This is a genomic window from Comamonas sp. JNW (genome assembly GCF_003105075.1).
In the GTDB taxonomy this organism is placed as follows: domain Bacteria; phylum Pseudomonadota; class Gammaproteobacteria; order Burkholderiales; family Burkholderiaceae_C; genus Comamonas; species Comamonas squillarum.
Genome location: NZ_QETI01000010.1, coordinates 69,874 through 86,532 on the forward strand (window position 1 = coordinate 69,874; position 16,659 = coordinate 86,532).

Consider the following 16,659-nt stretch of genomic DNA (forward strand, 5'->3'; position numbering starts at 1 on the left):
CGCCGGTTGTGCCCGGCGCTTTTCGTTTCTGCAACGCAGAACAAGCTGCCGATCAGCGCCGCTGCGCCGCCAGCTTGCGCACCTCGCGCACCAGCTGGTCGACCTCGTCAAAGGTGTTGTAGAAAGCCAGCGAGGGCCGCACGGCGGTCTCGACCCCAAAGCGGCGCAGGATGGGCTGCGCGCAATGGTGGCCGGTGCGCACGGCAATGCCTTCGGCGTTGAGCGCCTGGCCCACCTCGTCGGTGCTGTAGCCCTCCAGCGTAAATGCCAGCACGCTGGCCTTGCCCGGCACGGTGCCGATCAGGCGCAGCCCCGGGACGCGGGCCAGCTGCGCCATGCCATAGTCCACCAGCGCATGCTCGTAGCGGCTGATCTGCGCGATGCCGATGCGCTCCACATATTCGAGCGCCGCGCCCAGGCCCACCGCATCGGCGATGTTGCCGGTGCCCGCTTCAAAGGTATTGGGCAGCGGCTGGTAGACGGTTTTCTCAAAGGTCACATCGGCAATCATGTTGCCGCCGCCCTGCCAGGGCGGCATGGCCTCCAGCACCTCGCGCCGGCCCCAGAGCACACCAATGCCGGTGGGTGCAAAGATCTTGTGGCCTGAGAAGACAAAGAAATCCGCGCCCAGGTCCTGCACATCGACAGGGGTGTGCGCAATCGACTGCGCGCCATCAATCAAGGTCGTGATGCCCCGGCGCTTGGCGATCTCCACCACCTGCTTGACGGGCACCACTGTGCCCAGCACGTTGGAGACATGGCCGATGGCGACGATCTTGGTGCGGTCGTTGATCAGCTTCTGGTACTCATCGAGCCGGATCTGGCCCTGGTCGTCGACCGGTATCACCCGCAGCCGGGCGCCCTTGGCTGCGGCCAGCTGCTGCCAGGGGACGATGTTCGCATGGTGCTCCAGGTGGCTGATGATGATCTCATCGCCTTCGCCCACATTCGCCCCGCCCCAGGCCTTGGCCACCAGGTTGATGGCCTCGGTGGTGCCGCGCACAAAGACCACCTCGCGCGCCTCAGGGGCGTTGATGAAGCGCCGCACCACCTCACGGGCATGCTCATAGGCATCGGTCGCCCGCGCGGCCAGCGTATGGGCTGCGCGATGGATGTTCGAGTTCTCATGCGCATAGAAATGGCTGATGCGCTCGATCACCTGGCGCGGCTTGTGCGTGGTGGCCGCATTGTCCAGCCAGACCAGTGGCTTGCCGTTGATGCGCTCGGCCAGGATCGGAAAGTCGCGCCGCACCGCCTGAATGTCAAAACCGGGATGGCGGTCCTGCTGCGCAGCCACAGGCGCCGCATCGGCATGCGGATGCGGCTTGGCTGGCGTCACAAAGCCACTGGGCAGCGGCACGGCATGCACAAAGTAGTACTGCGGCGCAGCGCCCGGCACCGGAGCGGGGTGGGCCTGGTGGCCCAGAGGCGCCACGTCGGCACCACGTGGCCCACGCAAATCGATGCCGTTCAGATGGCTATCGGGCGCAGTACGGCGGGCCTGGTCGGCCAGCGCCTGCAACGATGCACCACTGCTGTCCGCAGGTGCAGCTGCAGCTGACGGTGGCTCCAGAAAATAATAACCAGCGCCAGGGGTAGAAGCAGAAACGGGTGCTGCCACCGCCTGGGATGCACTGGCTTGCGGTGCAGCCGCATGGGGCACCCCTTGCACCAACCCGCCCAGGCGCGGCTCATAGGCGGGCAGCGTGGCCAGCACGCTATCGGGCACCCCATTGCCGGCTGCGGCATGGGGCAGCAAGGCCGGGGCGCGGTGGGCCAGCGACAGCACCGGTGTGGGCGATGCGGGCAACAAGTTGCTGCCCGGCAGCACGCCCGCAGAGATGGGGGTGCCCGGCACGCTGGGCTCCAGGCCCGCCGGGCTGGCCAGCGGCGAGCCCGGCGGAGCAATGTTCACCGGCGCCTGCACACCCGGCGGCAAGCCGGGCGCGCCGGGCCGCTCGGCAAACAGCGCGGTGGCCAGCTGCGCGAGCAGCTCGGTGGAGATGGGCGCGCCCGATGGCTCGGGCAGGCCGGATACGGCGGAAACCATGGCGGCTCCTTTGCTCACTTGTAGGTATCGGGGTAGTCGTGGTACTTGTTGATCTCCACGTCATCGAGCACAGCCAATGCATCGGGCGTGTGCACCGCCAGCGAGCAGTACAGCGAGATCAGGTACGAGGCAATCGCATGGTTGTTGATGCCCATGAAGCGCACCGACAGGCCCGGGCCCTGCTCGCCGGGCAGGCCGGGCTGGAACAGGCCAACAACGCCCTGGCGCTTGTCACCCACGCGCAGCAGCAGGATCTTGGATTTGCCGTCCGCCACCGGCACCTTGTCCGAGGGGATCAGCGGCACACCACGCCAGGTGATGAACTGCGAGCCAAACAGGCTGACCGTGGGCGGTGGCGTGCCGCGGCGCGTGGCCTCGCGGCCAAAGGCGGCAATGGTGAGCGGGTGGGCCAGGAAAAATGCCGGCTCCTTCCAGACCTTGGTCAGCAGCTCATCGAGGTCATCGGGCGTGGGCGCGCCGGTCAGCGGGAAGATGCGCTGGTCTTCCGCCACCTGGGCCAGCAGGCCGTAGTCGGGGTTGTTGATCAGCTCGCTTTCCTGGTTCTCCTTGATGGTCTCGATGGTCAGGCGCAGCTGCTCCTTGATCTGGTCATGCGGGCTGCTGTAGAGGTCGGAGACCCGGGTGTGCACATCCAGCACGGTGCTGACGGCGTTGAGGAAGAACTCGCGCGGCTGCGCGTCGTACTCGACAAAGGTGCGCGGCAGCTGGTTCTCATGCGTCTTGGCGGTGCAGGCCACCCGGATGTCCTCGGGGTTTTTGACTTGGTTGAGGCGGTAAATACCCGCCTCGACCGGCACCCATTGCAGCAGATGCGTCAGCCAGCGCGGGCTGATCGTGGAAAGCTGGGGAACGGTCTTGGTGGCGTTGGCTAACTGCCGTGCAGCACTGTCGCCCAATGCGGTCGTGCCGCCTACATTCGCTGTCATATTTCTCTCCGGTTGCGCGTGTGAATGAACAGGAAAATCATCGCTGGCGGGCGCTGGCGCCTCAACCGGCTATCGCCGCCAAGCGCCGCATGTGCTGCGCGCGCACCAGGTAGTGCTGGTGCAGCTCCTCGCCGCGCAGTACCAAGGTGGACTGGGGCACCTGCAGCGCCTGGGCCAGCTTGCCGATGGTGGCCAGCGACACTGCCACCTGGCCGCGCTCGACCTCACCGACATAGGAGCGGTTCAGATCGGCCTGCGCAGCCAGCTGCTCCTGCGACCAGCCCATGGCCTCGCGCGAGCGGCGCACGGCCAGACCGAAATGGTGGGAGAAATCATTCATAGCGCAGCCTCCTCGGCGGGCAAGGCGGGCTCGCTCCGGGTGTGCTGCGCAGGGCTCTGTGCAGCGGCCTGCAGCGACGCTTGGGTCACATGGGCACCGGCGGCCACGCTCTGGGTCAGCCAAACATTGCCGCCAATGACGGCGCCAGCGCCCAGCGTGACCCTTCCCAGAATGGTCGCACCCGCGTAGATCACCACGCCGTCCTCGACGATCGGGTGGCGCGGCTGGCCCTTTTGCAGATGGCCCTGCTCGGTCTGCACAAAGCGCTTGGCGCCCAGGGTGACGGCCTGGTAGATGCGCACCTTGCGGCCGATCACCGCCGTCTCGCCCACCACCACGCCGGTGCCGTGGTCGATGAAAAAGCCCTCGCCAATCTGCGCGCCGGGGTGGATGTCGATGCCCGTCTCGCTGTGCGCGAGCTCGGCCACGATGCGGGCGAGCAGCGGCAGCTGCAGTGCATAGAGCTGGTGCGCAATGCGGTGGTGGATCAGCGCCAGCACGCCGGGGTAGCACAGCAGCACCTCGTCGACGGTGCGGGCAGCCGGGTCGCCCTCATAGGCCGCCTGCACATCGCTGTCGAGCAGGCGGCGAATGCCGGGCAAGGCGAGTGCAAACTGGCGCGTCAAGGCCTGGGCCTGCTCCTCGGTGCCTGCGGGGCTGCGCTGGGTATAGCGCAGCTCCAGCGCAATCTGGGTCTGCAGCCGGTGCAAGGCGGCATCGAGCGCATGGGCGACATAAAAGTCCTCGCTCTCCTGCAGCAAATCATGCGGGCCCAGCCGCATCGGGAACAGCACGCCTTTGAGAAGACTCAGGGTCTGGGCCAGCGCATCGCGCGAGGGAAACTCGCGCCCGCCGGGCTCCTGGCTGCGCTGGTGGGACTCGCGCCACTGGCGTCGCTGCTCGGCCAACTGTGCGGCCACTTCTTGGATGGGGAAAGGGGTTGTCATGGGGTGCCTTCTTAGGGGTTCAACGCGCGCTCATGGAGAGGGTCAGGACCTCAGTCCTGCACCCAGGGCAGCTGGTGGTAGCGCCAGCCATCGCCATGGCCGCGCTGCTGCAGCGCGTCCAGCTCGCCTTCAAAACCTTCTTGCACATTGAAGACATGGCGAAAGCCCGCCGCTTCGGCCGCCTGGGCAGCCAGCACCGAGCGTTTGCCGCTGCGGCACAGCAGCAGCGCCACGGCGTCCTTGCCGCCGTGCGCGGCCAGGCGCGCTTCGAGCTCGCGCACAAAGCGCGGGTTGCGGGTCAGCGCCGTACCCGTCGCCCAGGGGACATGGATGCTGCCGGGCACATGGCCGACAAAATGGCGCTCCTCGGCCGAGCGCACATCGACCAGCACCGCCAGCTGCTGCTGCACCAGTTGCCAGGCCGCCACTGGCGGCACGCTGCCGGCATAGCCCAGGGACTGCTCCTGCGCCGCTCTCCAGGCTGCCTCCAGTACATCGGGCAGGCTGATATCGGTTGTCGTCATAAAACGCCTCTAAGGTCAAATGGATGGGGATAGCCACCAATTTAGGCCGCTGGACGCCGTTGGAACAGGAATATAAATGCGCTTGTACATGCGTTTTTCACATATACGAGGCCCACCGCCTGCGGCCTGCGCCTATAGATCTATGCGCTGAATAAGGCTATATTGAAACCAGGGTTAAGCAGTGGACTGCTGCCATTCAGCCAAGGTCTGCTGTGCACCTCTGCTGCCGCAGTGCAACAGGCCAAGCGCTGCGGTCCTTCCTCAAAACAGGGCTGCAATGCCCGCTGTTGGCACCCTGCACGGTGCTGGCAACCGGCAATGACAGCCTCCTACAGGAGACAAAGATGGCTGTCATTACCCATTCCCATGATCTGCATTCGTCCACCCAGGCCGGGAGCCCCCACCGGCGCCATGTCAGCGCCAAACGCGTGTGTCTGGGGATCGTGCTGCTGTGCGTGGCCATCGCCGCGCTGGCCCTGCCGCTGGTGCGCGACGGACTGCAGCTGATCCAGACCCAGCTGCACTGGCCCGCGCTATCTGGCTGGCTCGCCCAGGCGCCCATGGCCAGCTGGCTGATGATGTTTGTCTGGGGGGCGCTGGTGCCGCTGTCCTTGATCGCGATGCTGCGCTACCACCGCAATGCGCTGGGTGTCGTCGTCGCGCTGGCCTTTGCCGCCGTGGCCGTCATCTGGTATGTGCACATGCCCGCCCAATCGGGGTGCGCCGCGCAGTACAAGGACAGCATCTGGTGCTCGGTCATCGCCTGGGGCTACAGCCTCAGCCTGGGTATCAGCAACGCCGTCTACCTGTTTGCCCTGGTGATGGCCTTGCTCGGCGGCATCAGCGTGGCCGCGATTCCTGAGGACGATGAAGAAGACACGGGGCCCCAAGCGGGCCGCCCATGACAAGTTGAAGTGAGGGGCTCTCAAAGTCCAGCAAACCGCAGGTTTGCGGTGGAGACCAGGCGCCGCGCCGCAGGCTGTACAAAAGTAGACCAGGCGTCGCAACGACCTCTCAAGGGCTTTGTGAATCCCTCAGCGCTGGGGCATGTCGGCGTCGGTGTAGCACAGGCTCACCGTCGCATCGTCCGGTATCGGCGGCATGCTGGCGTTCCAGGCTTCCCAGGCGGCCACCATCGCTTGCAGGCGCTCGGGCAGCACGCTGGCCAGGTTGGCGCGCTCGCGCTCATCGGCGTGCAGGTTGAACAAATAGTCCACGCCATCGACCCGCAGGTATTTCCAGTCGCCATCGCGCATCGCGCGCTGGCCCCGGTGGTTCATGCGCCAGAACAGGGGCTGATCCTGGTGCCAGGCTGGGTCCTGCAGCAGCGGCAGCAGCGACTGCCCATCCCAGGGGTAGCCGGCAGCGGGCTGGGCCCCGCCAATGTCCAGCATCGTGGCGCTCCAATCCATCGTCATGCAGGTCTGGCGGCTCTCGCCCGCAGGGGCGATGACGCGTGGCCAATGGGCCACCCATGGCACGCGGATGCCGCCCTCGGTCAGGTCCATCTTGCCGCCCACCAGCGGCCAGTTGTCCGAGAAGCGCTCGCCGCCGTTGTCGCTGGTGAACACGATCAGCGTGTCGTCTGCCAGCCCATGCGCTTGCAGGCGCTCCACCAGGCGGCCAATGCCTTCGTCCATGTGGTGAATCATGCGCTGGTAGCTCTCGATATTGCCACCATGCAGGTGGTAGATGGCCTGCTTGTTCTCCACCAGCTCGCGCGACAAGGCCTCGTCGTCCCGGGTCTCCCAGGGCCAGTGCGGGGCGGTGTAGTGCACGCTCAAAAAGAAGGGTGTGTCCTGCTGCGCGCCGGCTGCCATGCGGTCGATATAGTCCACCGCATAGTCGCTGATCAGGTCGGTCAGGTAGCCCGGCTGTGCACGCTCGGCCTCGCCAAACCAGAGGTCATGCTGGCCATTGGCACCGCAGTGGCTGAAGTAATCCACGCCGCCCGACATGGGCCCAAAGAACTCCTCATAGCCCGATTGGAGCGGGCTGAAATGCGGCGGGTAGCCCAGGTGCCACTTGCCCATCAAGGCGGTGCGGTAGCCTGCTTCTCGCAGCAGCGATGGCAAGGTCGGGTGGCTGGGCGGCAGGCCCAGGTCAGGGTTGCCGCGCGTGGCGGTGCGGATCGGCTCCTCGGCCGCGCCGCGCAGGCGGTACTGGTAGCGCGCCGTCATCAGCGCAAAGCGCGTGGGCGAGCACACCGGCGAGTTGGAATAGCCCTGCGTGAGCTTGAGGCCCCCGGCAGCGAGCGCATCGATATGCGGCGACACGGCGCCAAAGCCCGCATTGCGGCCGCCATAGCAGCCCAGATCGGCGTAGCCCAGGTCATCGGCCACGATAAAGATGATGTTCGGTCGTTTCAACACAGGGTCTCGCTCACAGTCATGGCAGGCCGGCACCCGGTGGGCGCGCGGCCTGCGTCTGGCATATCAAGGGGCAACAGATCAGGGCTTGTAGCCCGAGGCCTGGATCACCGGGCCCCACTGCTTTTTGTAGGCCTGCAGCGCCTTGACGGTCTGCTCGGCGGTGCTGGCCACCGGGTCCAGGTAGTTGGTCGCAAACTGCTTGTGCACATCCGGGTCTTGCATCAGCTTGTGGATGGCGGCAGCGTAGCGCTGCACCTGCGCGGCGGGCATGGACTTGGGCGCAAAGAAGGTGTTCCAGCCAGCGGCAGACAGGTTCACGCCGGCCTCCTTCAAGGTCGGTACATCGGGCACGGCGGCGTTGCGGGCATCGCCACTGACGGCCAGCAGGCGCAGCTTGCCCGCCTGATGCTGCTGCACCAGCGTGTCGAGCGTATCAACGGCGACGGGCACCTGGCCGCCCATCAGATCGGTGAGCAGCGGGGCCGAGCCCTTGTAGCCCACCGCCTCGGCTTCGACGCCGGCCTGCTGGCCAAGCATCAGCGCAAAGAAGTGCGGCAGGCTGCCAGTGGCAGGCACGCCGATATTGGCCTTGGCCGGGTTGGCCTTGAGCCAGGCGAGCAGGTGCTGCATTTCCTTGACCGGCACGGCGCTGGACACCGCCACGCCAAACACATAGCGGTTGACCTCGCTGACCGGCACAAAATCCTGCTCGGCGTCATAGCCCAGATTGCTCACCACCAGCGGCGCCACCACCATGACGGCGGGGTTGGCCAGCATCAGCACCGGCTGGTTGGCCGGCGCATTCTTCACAAACTGCGCGGCTACGCGGCCGCCGGCGCCCACCTTGTTGTCCACAATCACGGTGCTGCCCAGGCTGGCCTGCAGCTTGTCGGCCACGATGCGCGCGACGCGGTCGGTGGCGCCGCCGGGCGGGTAGCCCACGATGATGCGCAGCACGCCGTCCTGGGCCTGCGCGGGCAAGGCCCACAGCGACGAGGTGGTGGCCAGCACCGAGGCAGCCATGGCTGCGGACTGGCCGAGAAAATGACGACGTTGAACCATGGGGAGAGTCTCCGATGCTTATGAACAGGGGCCGCATGGGCGGCCGATGCCCTCTATGGTGCCGCGTTTGATCTAGCCCAAAGGCATAAGCTTTTTCAGCCTCCGCACAAGCGCCAGCGCAGCATGCCTGCACTGTAGAAAACCAGGGCACAATTGTTCTAATCAACCATCGCCCGGATTTACCCGCAGTGCCGCCCAACCCCCTTGCCGATCCGCAGCAGCCCAGCGACCTGCTGCTCTACCGCCTGGCCAAGCTCACTGCGTCGGCGGGCCGGCTGGTGACGCGGCTGTGCGAGCGCCACTACGGCATCACCCGGCGCGAATGGGGCGTGCTGATGTGGCTGGCGCGCCAGCCCGGTCTGCAGCCTTCGCAGTTGGCCGATCTGCTCGAGCTTGACCGGGCCCGCATCTCGCGCGCGATCGCCTCGATGCAGGCCAAGGGCCTGCTGCACAAATCCACCGAGACAGGCAACCGGCGCCGCGCCGCGCTGCAACTGAGCCCTGCCGGCCAGCGCCTGCATGATGCGCTGCTGCCCCAGGTGCGGAGCATCAACACCGACCTGGTGGCCGCGCTCGATGCCGATGCGCTGCAGCAGCTGGACCAGAGCCTGCACCAGCTGCAGCAGCAGGCCAACCGGGCCGCGCAGGACGAGGCCAGCGATGCGGCCTTTCCGCCGCGCCAGTCCGGCCACCGCCAAAACCACCTGGGCTGAGCCACCGCCGGGGGGCGATCTGCGCGGACTTTGCTCCATACCCTACCCGGGCAAACCGGCATCGCTGCCCAGGCATCGGCAACTGCGCGACAATCCCTGCCCATGAGCACGACATTTGCACCGCTGAGCAACGACACCTTCTTGCGCGCCTGCCGCCGCCAGGCCACCGACTACACCCCGCTGTGGCTGATGCGCCAAGCCGGGCGCTACCTGCCCGAGTACAAGGCCACGCGCGCGCGCGCCGGCAGCTTCATGGGGCTGGCAACGAATGTGGACTACGCCACCGAGGTGACCTTGCAGCCGCTCGAGCGCTTTGCGCTCGATGCTGCGATCCTCTTTAGCGACATCCTGACGGTGCCCGATGCGATGGGCCTGGGCCTGTCGTTTGCCGAAGGCGAAGGCCCGCGCTTTGCCCAGGTGGTGCGCGACGAGGCCGCCGTGAAGGCGCTGGCCGTGCCCGACATGGACAAGCTGCGCTATGTGTTCGATGCGGTGACCAGCATCCGCCGTGCGCTGGGTGGCCGTGTGCCGCTGATCGGTTTTTCCGGCAGCCCCTGGACCCTCGCCTGCTACATGGTCGAAGGCAAGGGCAGCGATGACTACCGCCAGGTCAAGTCGCTGATGTACAGCCGCCCCGATCTGATGCACCGCATCCTGGAGGTGAATGCCGACAGCGTGGCCGCCTACCTCAACGCCCAGATCGATGCCGGCGCGCAGGCCGTGATGATTTTTGACAGCTGGGGCGGTGTGCTGGCCGATGGCGCCTTCCAGCAGTTCAGCCTGACCTACACCAGGCGCGTGCTCAGCCAGCTCAAGCGCACCGGCGTGGACGGTACCGATGTGCCCCGCATCGTGTTCACCAAGGGTGGCGGCATCTGGCTGCCCGAGATGCGCGATCTCGACTGCGAGGTGCTGGGCCTCGATTGGACCGCCAACCTCGGCAAGGCCCGTGCCATCATCGGCGGCGAAGTCGGCGGCCCGGGCAAGGCGCTGCAAGGCAATATCGACCCCAATGTGCTGTTTGCCCCGCCCGAGCGCATTGCCGAGCAGGTGCGCCATGTGCTCGAGAGCTTTGGCACGCCCCATACCGACACCAGCCGCCCCGGCCCCACGCATATCTTCAACCTGGGCCATGGCATCAGCCAGTTCACACCGCCCGAGCATGTGGCCGCGCTGGTCGAAGCGGTGCACAGCCAGTCGCGTGCGATGCGTGCTTGATCGAGGCGGCTGAGCGCTGCGATATCGCCCAAGCAAAAGCCCTGCCGTTTTACATGGCAGGGCTTTTCATGGGGCAGAGCACGTCGCTTCTCAGCCCTGCGGCGGCCGATTCGCGATGGTCTGCAGCAAGTGCTCGATGCACTGGACCATGCTGGCGTGTTGCTGCGCCTCTTCGGAGGGGCACAGCGCCGTCTCGGCATCCGGCCCACCGGGCACGGAGACCCAGTGCAGGCGTGCGCCCAGGCTGGCGGCGGCCTGCAGCAAGCTGGCGCTGCGGGCGATCACCGCGACCTTGCCCGCTTCCATGTTGAAGCGGTCCAGGATCTGGCGCAGCAGCGTGGCCTGGGCATCCAGGCAGTCGCAGTGGTCATCGGGCGGATGGGGACAGAAGAACACCGCATCGACCTTGGCGCCGACGGTGGCCAGCTCCTTGTACATCTGGCGGTGGTAGTCATTGAGTGCGGCGCAGTCGTAGAGACCCCGGCCCAGACCGGGCTGGTTGGCCACCAGCACCACATGCCAGCCAGACAGGTTGAGCCGGGCGATGCTGATCGCCGCATCGGGCATGCTCTGCCAGTCCTGGTGGCCGCTCAGCTGGCCCAGCACCGGCTGGCCAACAATACCGTCACGCTCGAGAATCGCAAGTTTCATCACAGGCTCCCTCCGAAGACAGGCTGCGGCACGCGGCCCTGGCGGGCGGCAGCCATGCACGATGGCTGCGCGCCCATCCAGCTTATCAGGCAGCGACCAGGCGCGACAGATCGGCGATGCGGTTCATCGCCTCATGCAGGGTCGCCAGCAGGCCCAGGCGGTTGGCCTTGAGCGCCGGGTCTTCGGCATTGACCATCACATGCTCAAAGAAGGCATCGACCGGCGTGCGCAAGGCCGCCAGGGTCTGCAGGCTGGCGGTGTAATCGCCTTCGGTAAACTGGGCATCAGCCTTGGGTGCGACGGTCTGCAGCGCAGCAAACAGGTCCTTCTCGGCCTGTTCTTGCAGCAGGGCTTCGTCCACGCGGGCGCGTACCGGGCCATCGGCCTTCTTCAGGATATTGCCCACGCGCTTGTTGGCAGCGGCCAGCGCCGGTGCCTCGGGCAGCGCGGCAAAGGCACGCACCGCTTCGAGGCGCTTTTGCACATCGGCCAGGCGCTGGGGGCGGTAGGCCAGCACGGCCTCCACTTCCTGGGCGCCAAAGCCTTGCTCACGCAGGCTGCCGGCCAGGCGGTCATAGATGAAGTCGGACAGCGCTGCGCTCGCGTCTTCGATCTTGTCGCCAAAGGCGGGCAAGGTGCTGACCAGCAAGGTGTCCAGGTCCAGCGGCAGGTCCTTTTCGACCAGCATGCGGATGACGCCCAGCGCATGGCGGCGCAGCGCAAACGGGTCGCGGTCGCCGGTGGGCAGGTTGCCGATGCCGAACATGCCCACCAGGGTTTCGAGCTTGTCGGCCAGCGCGACGATCACGCCCACCTCGCCGCGTGGCAGCACATCGCCGGCAAAGCGCGGCTTGTAGTGGTCTTCGATCGCATCGGCCACTGCGGCATCGAGCTGGTCGTTGAGCGCGTAGTAGCGGCCCATCGTGCCCTGCAGTTCTGGGAACTCACCCACCATGTCGGTGATCAGGTCGGTCTTGGCCAGCTGGGCGGCCTGGTCCACCTGCTTGCCCAGTTGGGTGGCGCCCAACTGCTGCGCAATGCTCTTGGCAATGGCACGCACGCGCTGCACGCGCTCACCCTGGGTGCCTAGCTTGTTGTGGTAGACCACCTTGTCCAGCGCCTCGACGCGCGAGGCCAGGGTCTTCTTGCGGTCCTGGTCAAAGAAGAACTTGGCATCGGCCAGGCGCGGGCGCACCACGCGCTCATTGCCACCAGTCACGGCCGATGCGTCAGCGGGGCTGATGTTGCTCACCACCAGGAACTGGTTGGTCAGCGCGCCATCGGCAGCGAGCAGCGGGAAGTACTTCTGGTTGGCCTTCATCGTCAGGATCAGGCACTCCTGCGGCACACCCAGGAATTCCTTCTCGAACGCGCAGACCAGCACATGGGGGCGCTCGACCAGCGCAGTCACTTCATCGAGCAGTGCTTCGTCGTCGATCGGCTTGACGCCGCCGCCCACACGCTCGGCCGCTGCCTGCAGCTGGCGCACGATCTCGGCCTTGCGCTCGTCAAAGCTGGCAATCACCGCGCCCTGCTCGGCCAGGGTCTTGGCGTAGCTGTCGGCATCAGTGATCAGCAGCGGATCGACCAGCGCTTCAAAGCGGTGGCCGTGCGTGGTGTTGCCGGCCTTCAGACCCAGCGCTTCGATCGACAGCAGCACCTCGGTGCCGTGCAAGGCCACCAGGCCATGGGCTGGGCGCACAAACTGCACGCTGCTCCAGCCGGGCAATTCGCAGTTGCCTTCGAGCTGGTAGGTCATGACCTTGGGGATGGGCAGCTTGGCGATGCTCTCGGTCAGCGCCTTTTGCAGGCCCTCGGCCAGGCTGACGCCAGCGGCCGTGCTGTCGTAGAACAGCGCTTCGGCCTTGCCGTCCTGGGCCCGCTTGAGCTGCGGCACCACCGAGGCATCGGCGCCCAGCGCGGCCAGCTTCTTGAGCAGGGCCGGCGTTGGCTGGCCATCGGCCGACAGGCCGACTGCCACGGGCATCAGCTTTTGCGACACCTGCTTGTCAGCGGCGCGCGGCAGCACGTCGGTGATCAGCGCGGCCAGGCGGCGCGGCGAGGCATAGGCCGTCAGCTGCGAGCCGTCACCGGCCAGGCCCTGCGCGCGCAGTTGCTGCAGCAGCACCTGGGCAAAGGCATCGCCCAGCTTTTTGAGCGCCTTGGGAGGCAGCTCTTCAACAAACAGTTCAACCAGAAGATTGGGAGAGGAAGTCATCAGGATTTCCGGGTATGGCGCAGCGCGAAGATGGACAGGCCCAGGGTCAGCAGCGGGAACCATACGTTGTAGAGTTCACTGACCAGGACCTGCACACCGCGCTGCGAGAAAAAGCGGTCTGCAGCAATGGGCGAGACGGCAATCGGTCGCCAAGGGCTGAAAAAACGTTCGGAGCTCAAAGGCCACAGCAGGGCAATGCCGCTGCCGCCGCTGGTCATCATGTCCAGCAAGGGGTGCGACAAGGTGCAGAAAAACACCCAGGCAAAGCCGGCCAGGCGCGGCACCTTCCACCAGCGCGCCAGCCATAGGCCCAGCAGGCCCATCAGCAGTGCAAACAAGGCCGTGTGGGTGATGCCACGGTGGGCCCAGATGCCGCTGCCGGCGCTGCCGAACTGGTAGGGAATGCCGTCGAAATCAGGCGCAATCGCGGCCAGCGCGCCCACCAGCAGCATGCTGGGCGGCACACGGCGGCTGCCCAGCGCCAGCGCTGCGGCGACCGGTACGGCGACATGCGTGAAGATCGTGGGCATGGGCAGCGCGGCGGGGGTGTTTAGGCAGCAGCCTTCGGGGGGATCTGCGCGACCCACTCGCGCGGAGCCATCGGAAAGCCCAGGCGCTCGCGGCTGTCGTAGTAGCTCTGCGCCACGGCGCGCGCGAGGTTGCGGATGCGGCCAATGTAGGCCGCCCGCTCGGTCACGCTGATCGCGCCACGCGCATCGAGCAGGTTGAAGGTGTGGCCGGCCTTGAGCACTTGCTCATAGGCGGGCAAGGCCAGCTGCTGCTCCATCAGGAGCTTGGCCTGCTTTTCATGCGCGCCAAAGGCCTGGAACAGGAACTCCGCATCGGAATGCTCGAAGTTGTAGGTGGACTGCTCGACCTCGTTTTGGTGGTAGACATCGCCATAGGTCAGGCCATCGGTCCACTGCAGGTTGTAGACGTTGTCCACGCCTTGCAGGTACATCGCCAGGCGCTCCAGGCCGTAGGTGATCTCGCCGGTCGCGGGCTTGCAATCGATGCCGCCCACTTGCTGGAAATAGGTGAACTGCGTCACTTCCATGCCGTTGAGCCAGACTTCCCAGCCCAGGCCCCAGGCGCCCAGGGTCGGGTTTTCCCAGTCGTCTTCGACAAAGCGGATGTCGTTTTTCTTCAGGTCAAAACCCAGCGCTTCGAGCGAGCCCAGGTACAGATCGAGGATGTTGGCAGGCGCGGGCTTGAGCACCACCTGGAACTGGTAGTAGTGCTGCAGGCGGTTGGGGTTCTCGCCATAGCGGCCATCCTTGGGGCGGCGGCTGGGCTGCACATAGGCCGCTTTCCAGGGCTCGGGGCCGATGGCGCGCAGGAAGGTGGCGGTGTGCGAGGTACCTGCACCCACCTCCATGTCATAAGGTTGCAATAGCGCGCAGCCCTGGTCGGCCCAGTACTGCTGCAGCTTCAAAATGATTTGTTGGAAATTCAACATGGAGAGTCTGGTGGTGGACGCAGCCTGCTGCTGGCGGCCCGCAATGGGGCGCGCAGCGACAAGATCGGACTGCATGCATGCCTTGCTGCCTGTCTGCACCAGCAAAGCGGTCAAAAACATTTGATTTTAGTGCTTTCAGCCGCCCCATGGGTGGCGATAGCCGAGCGCGCCAGCGGCAAGGGCAGGCACGCATGGCTGCCAGCCCGCAACAGCGCGCGTTGGCGCCGCGCCTGCACTGCAACAGCGGTCTCATTTTGATAGCACTCCTGCTGCGGTTACGAGAGCAAAAGAAAAGCGCCCGAAGGCGCTTTGTCAGTGGGAGTGGAGGGTGGTGGCGATCAAGCCGCTTCCCAGCGCTTGAGCACCAGGCAGGCATTGGTGCCGCCAAAGCCAAAGCTGTTGGACAGCACCTGCTTCAACTCCGCCACGCGCGCCTTGGTGACCAGCGGCATATCGCCCACCGCAGGATCGGGATGGTCCACATTGGCCGAGCCGGCGATGAAGCCCTTCATCAGCATGATGAGGCTGTAGATCGCTTCCTGCACGCCGGTCGCGCCTTGCGAGTGGCCGGTCAGCGACTTGGTCGACGAGAACGGCGGAATGCGGTCGCCAAACACCTTGCGGATCGCATGCAGCTCAGGCACATCGCCCACCGGGGTGGAGGTGCCATGGGTGTTGATGTAGTCGATCGGTGCGTCCAGGCCTTCGATAGCCTGGGACATCGCGGCCACCGCGCCTTCGCCCGAAGGCGCGACCATGTCTTCACCGTCCGACGAGATGCCAAAACCGACAATCTCGCCCAGGATGGTGGCGCCGCGCGCCTGGGCATGCTCCAGGCTCTCGAGCACCAGCGCGCCGCCGCCGCCGGCAATGACAAAACCATCGCGGTCCGTGTCATAGGGGCGCGAGGCCTTGGTCGGGTCGTCGTTGTATTTGCTGGACATCGCGCCCATGCCATCGAACAAGATGGCCAGACCCCAGGACAGTTCTTCGCCGCCGCCGGCAAACATCACATCCTGCATGCCCCAGGAGATCTGCTGGGCGGCCGCGCCCACGCAGTGCGCCGAGGTCGAGCAGGCCGAGGTGATCGAGTAGTTGATGCCCTTGATCTTGAAGTTGGTCGCCAGGTTGGCCGACACGGTCGAGCCCATGCAGCGCGTGACCTGGTAGGGTCCCACGCGGCGAATGCCTTTTTCACGCAGCGTGTCGGCAGCTTCAATCTGGTTGGCCGGCGAGCCGCCGCCCGAGCCCATGATCAATCCGGTACGCGGGTGGCTGATTTGTTCGGGTGACAGGCCTGCCTGGGCAATCGCTTGCTGCAGCGAGATCTGCGCGTAAGCGGCAGCATCTCCCATGAAGCGCAGTTGCTTGCGATCAATGAACTCTTCGACATTGATGCGCGGAATGCCAGCGACCTGGCTGCGCAGGCCCATTTCCTTGAACACCGGCATATGGGCGATGCCGGAGCGGCCTTCGCGCAGCGAAGTCTCCACGGCTTCCAGCCCCACACCGATACAGGAGACGATACCGGCCCCTGTAATAACCACCCGACGCTTCATGCTGCGTTTTCCTTGCCATCGCCCTCGCGCAGGAACAACCCCACACGCAGGTCATTGGCGACATAGATTTCCTTGCCGTCAGCGAGCAGTCGCGCATCGCCAATGGCCATGTTCAGTTTGCGCTTGATCACGCGCTTGATGTCGATTTCGTAGGTTACCAGCTTCACGTCGGGGCCGACTTCGCCGGTGAACTTGACCTCACCGGCACCCAGGGCGCGCCCGCGTCCTGGCAGGCGCAGCCAGGTCAGGTAAAAACCGATCAGTTGCCACATGGCGTCCAGCCCCAGGCAGCCGGGCATCACGGGGTCACCCTGGAAGTGGCACTTGAAGAACCACAGATCGGGGTTGACATCGAGCTCAGCGACAATTTTTCCCAGCCCGTGCGAGCCGCCGTTTTCGTCGATTTCGGTGATGCGGTCAAACATCAGCATCGGCGGCAGTGGCAAACGGCCACTTTCAGGGGTAAACAACTTGCCCTCACCGGAGGCGATCAGTTGTTCATAGGAAAAAGATTCAGCCATTGTCAGTCCAACTTCTGGTGGCGGTCACTCCGCCGCATTTCTCTGATGGTGCCCAGGCACCATTACCTGCAGGTACAC

16 protein-coding genes are annotated in these 16,659 nt (G+C 65.6%); 3 read left to right on the forward strand and 13 right to left on the reverse strand.

Going from position 1 to position 16,659, the window contains the following annotated elements; genetic code table 11:
• Positions 1-52 precede the first annotated feature (52 nt).
• The 5 genes from DCO45_RS15185 to DCO45_RS15205 form a co-directional block, all read right to left on the reverse strand.
• The gene (locus DCO45_RS15185) at positions 53-2,050 is read right to left on the reverse strand and encodes a family 2A encapsulin nanocompartment cargo protein cysteine desulfurase (protein ID WP_116926714.1); all 1,998 of its coding nucleotides are present in this window, start codon (positions 2,048-2,050) and stop codon (positions 53-55) included.
• Positions 2,051-2,064: 14 nt separating this feature from the next.
• Complete coding sequence (locus DCO45_RS15190) at positions 2,065-2,997, reverse strand: family 2A encapsulin nanocompartment shell protein (RefSeq protein WP_021028781.1); 933 nt, start codon at positions 2,995-2,997, stop codon at positions 2,065-2,067.
• A 61-nt stretch (positions 2,998-3,058) separates the two neighbouring features.
• On the reverse strand, positions 3,059-3,337 hold the full coding sequence (locus DCO45_RS15195; protein WP_021028780.1) for a helix-turn-helix transcriptional regulator: 279 nt from the start codon (positions 3,335-3,337) through the stop codon (positions 3,059-3,061).
• Positions 3,334-4,284 (reverse strand): serine O-acetyltransferase EpsC, encoded by a 951-nt coding sequence (gene epsC, locus DCO45_RS15200; protein ID WP_116926614.1) that lies wholly within the window; start codon positions 4,282-4,284, stop codon positions 3,334-3,336. The genes DCO45_RS15195 and epsC overlap by 4 nt, the downstream gene beginning before the upstream one ends.
• 50 nt (positions 4,285-4,334) lie before the next feature.
• Positions 4,335-4,808: a rhodanese-like domain-containing protein gene (locus DCO45_RS15205; protein ID WP_116926615.1), complete on the reverse strand. Its 474-nt coding sequence runs from the start codon at positions 4,806-4,808 to the stop codon at positions 4,335-4,337.
• 344 nt (positions 4,809-5,152) lie between these two features.
• On the opposite strand from DCO45_RS15205, the gene DCO45_RS15210 reads away from it, so the two are divergent.
• Complete coding sequence (locus DCO45_RS15210) at positions 5,153-5,713, forward strand: hypothetical protein (RefSeq protein ID WP_133248167.1); 561 nt, start codon at positions 5,153-5,155, stop codon at positions 5,711-5,713.
• Positions 5,714-5,842: 129 nt separating this feature from the next.
• Here DCO45_RS15210 and DCO45_RS15215 read toward each other — a convergent pair whose 3' ends face one another.
• Positions 5,843-7,180: a sulfatase-like hydrolase/transferase gene (locus DCO45_RS15215; protein ID WP_116926617.1), complete on the reverse strand. Its 1,338-nt coding sequence runs from the start codon at positions 7,178-7,180 to the stop codon at positions 5,843-5,845.
• Between the two features lie 78 nt (positions 7,181-7,258).
• On the reverse strand, positions 7,259-8,203 hold the full coding sequence (locus tag DCO45_RS15220; RefSeq protein ID WP_243419379.1) for a Bug family tripartite tricarboxylate transporter substrate binding protein: 945 nt from the start codon (positions 8,201-8,203) through the stop codon (positions 7,259-7,261).
• 227 nt (positions 8,204-8,430) lie between these two features.
• Between DCO45_RS15220 and DCO45_RS15225 the strand changes: the two genes are divergently transcribed.
• Both DCO45_RS15225 and hemE read left to right on the forward strand, forming a co-directional pair.
• Positions 8,431-8,955 (forward strand): MarR family winged helix-turn-helix transcriptional regulator, encoded by a 525-nt coding sequence (locus tag DCO45_RS15225; protein ID WP_243419370.1) that lies wholly within the window; start codon positions 8,431-8,433, stop codon positions 8,953-8,955.
• Between the two features lie 102 nt (positions 8,956-9,057).
• Positions 9,058-10,173, forward strand: coding sequence for a uroporphyrinogen decarboxylase (gene hemE, locus DCO45_RS15230; RefSeq protein ID WP_116926620.1), 1,116 nt, complete (start codon positions 9,058-9,060; stop codon positions 10,171-10,173).
• 90 nt (positions 10,174-10,263) lie between these two features.
• Here hemE and DCO45_RS15235 read toward each other — a convergent pair whose 3' ends face one another.
• From DCO45_RS15235 to fabA, 6 genes are all read right to left on the reverse strand, one after another.
• The gene (locus tag DCO45_RS15235; RefSeq protein WP_116926621.1) at positions 10,264-10,824 is read right to left on the reverse strand and encodes a histidinol phosphate phosphatase; all 561 of its coding nucleotides are present in this window, start codon (positions 10,822-10,824) and stop codon (positions 10,264-10,266) included.
• Between the two features lie 85 nt (positions 10,825-10,909).
• A complete protein-coding gene (gene glyS, locus DCO45_RS15240) occupies positions 10,910-13,042 on the reverse strand; it encodes a glycine--tRNA ligase subunit beta (protein WP_116926622.1) in 2,133 nt (710 codons plus the stop codon).
• Entirely contained in the window at positions 13,042-13,572 is a 531-nt protein-coding gene (locus DCO45_RS15245; RefSeq protein WP_116926623.1) for a metal-dependent hydrolase, read from the reverse strand. Before DCO45_RS15245 ends, glyS begins: the two co-directional genes overlap by 1 nt.
• Positions 13,573-13,592: 20 nt before the next feature.
• The gene (gene glyQ / locus DCO45_RS15250; protein WP_116926715.1) at positions 13,593-14,501 is read right to left on the reverse strand and encodes a glycine--tRNA ligase subunit alpha; all 909 of its coding nucleotides are present in this window, start codon (positions 14,499-14,501) and stop codon (positions 13,593-13,595) included.
• Between the two features lie 338 nt (positions 14,502-14,839).
• Positions 14,840-16,060, reverse strand: a complete 1,221-nt coding sequence (gene fabB / locus DCO45_RS15255) for a beta-ketoacyl-ACP synthase I (protein ID WP_116926624.1) — start codon at positions 16,058-16,060, stop codon at positions 14,840-14,842.
• Positions 16,057-16,581, reverse strand: a complete 525-nt coding sequence (fabA, locus tag DCO45_RS15260; RefSeq protein WP_116926625.1) for a bifunctional 3-hydroxydecanoyl-ACP dehydratase/trans-2-decenoyl-ACP isomerase — start codon at positions 16,579-16,581, stop codon at positions 16,057-16,059. Before fabA ends, fabB begins: the two co-directional genes overlap by 4 nt.
• Positions 16,582-16,659: the final 78 nt, after the last annotated feature.

What these genes read in the sequence shown, in the direction of transcription:
- DCO45_RS15190 (WP_021028781.1), bottom strand. Translation starts at nt 2,997, where the DNA reads ATGACAGCGAATGTAGGCGGCACGACCGCATTGGGCGACAGTGCTGCA.
- glyQ (WP_116926715.1), bottom strand. Translation starts at nt 14,501, where the DNA reads ATGTTGAATTTCCAACAAATCATTTTGAAGCTGCAGCAGTACTGGGCC.
- DCO45_RS15185 (WP_116926714.1), bottom strand. Translation starts at nt 2,050, where the DNA reads ATGGTTTCCGCCGTATCCGGCCTGCCCGAGCCATCGGGCGCGCCCATC.
- DCO45_RS15220 (WP_243419379.1), bottom strand. Translation starts at nt 8,203, where the DNA reads ATGGCTGCCTCGGTGCTGGCCACCACCTCGTCGCTGTGGGCCTTGCCC.
- fabA (WP_116926625.1), bottom strand. Translation starts at nt 16,581, where the DNA reads ATGGCTGAATCTTTTTCCTATGAACAACTGATCGCCTCCGGTGAGGGC.
- DCO45_RS15235 (WP_116926621.1), bottom strand. Translation starts at nt 10,824, where the DNA reads ATGAAACTTGCGATTCTCGAGCGTGACGGTATTGTTGGCCAGCCGGTG.
- DCO45_RS15210 (WP_133248167.1), top strand. Translation starts at nt 5,153, where the DNA reads ATGGCTGTCATTACCCATTCCCATGATCTGCATTCGTCCACCCAGGCC.
- fabB (WP_116926624.1), bottom strand. Translation starts at nt 16,060, where the DNA reads ATGAAGCGTCGGGTGGTTATTACAGGGGCCGGTATCGTCTCCTGTATC.
- glyS (WP_116926622.1), bottom strand. Translation starts at nt 13,042, where the DNA reads ATGACTTCCTCTCCCAATCTTCTGGTTGAACTGTTTGTTGAAGAGCTG.
- hemE (WP_116926620.1), top strand. Translation starts at nt 9,058, where the DNA reads ATGAGCACGACATTTGCACCGCTGAGCAACGACACCTTCTTGCGCGCC.
- DCO45_RS15245 (WP_116926623.1), bottom strand. Translation starts at nt 13,572, where the DNA reads ATGCCCACGATCTTCACGCATGTCGCCGTACCGGTCGCCGCAGCGCTG.
- DCO45_RS15195 (WP_021028780.1), bottom strand. Translation starts at nt 3,337, where the DNA reads ATGAATGATTTCTCCCACCATTTCGGTCTGGCCGTGCGCCGCTCGCGC.
- epsC (WP_116926614.1), bottom strand. Translation starts at nt 4,284, where the DNA reads ATGACAACCCCTTTCCCCATCCAAGAAGTGGCCGCACAGTTGGCCGAG.
- DCO45_RS15205 (WP_116926615.1), bottom strand. Translation starts at nt 4,808, where the DNA reads ATGACGACAACCGATATCAGCCTGCCCGATGTACTGGAGGCAGCCTGG.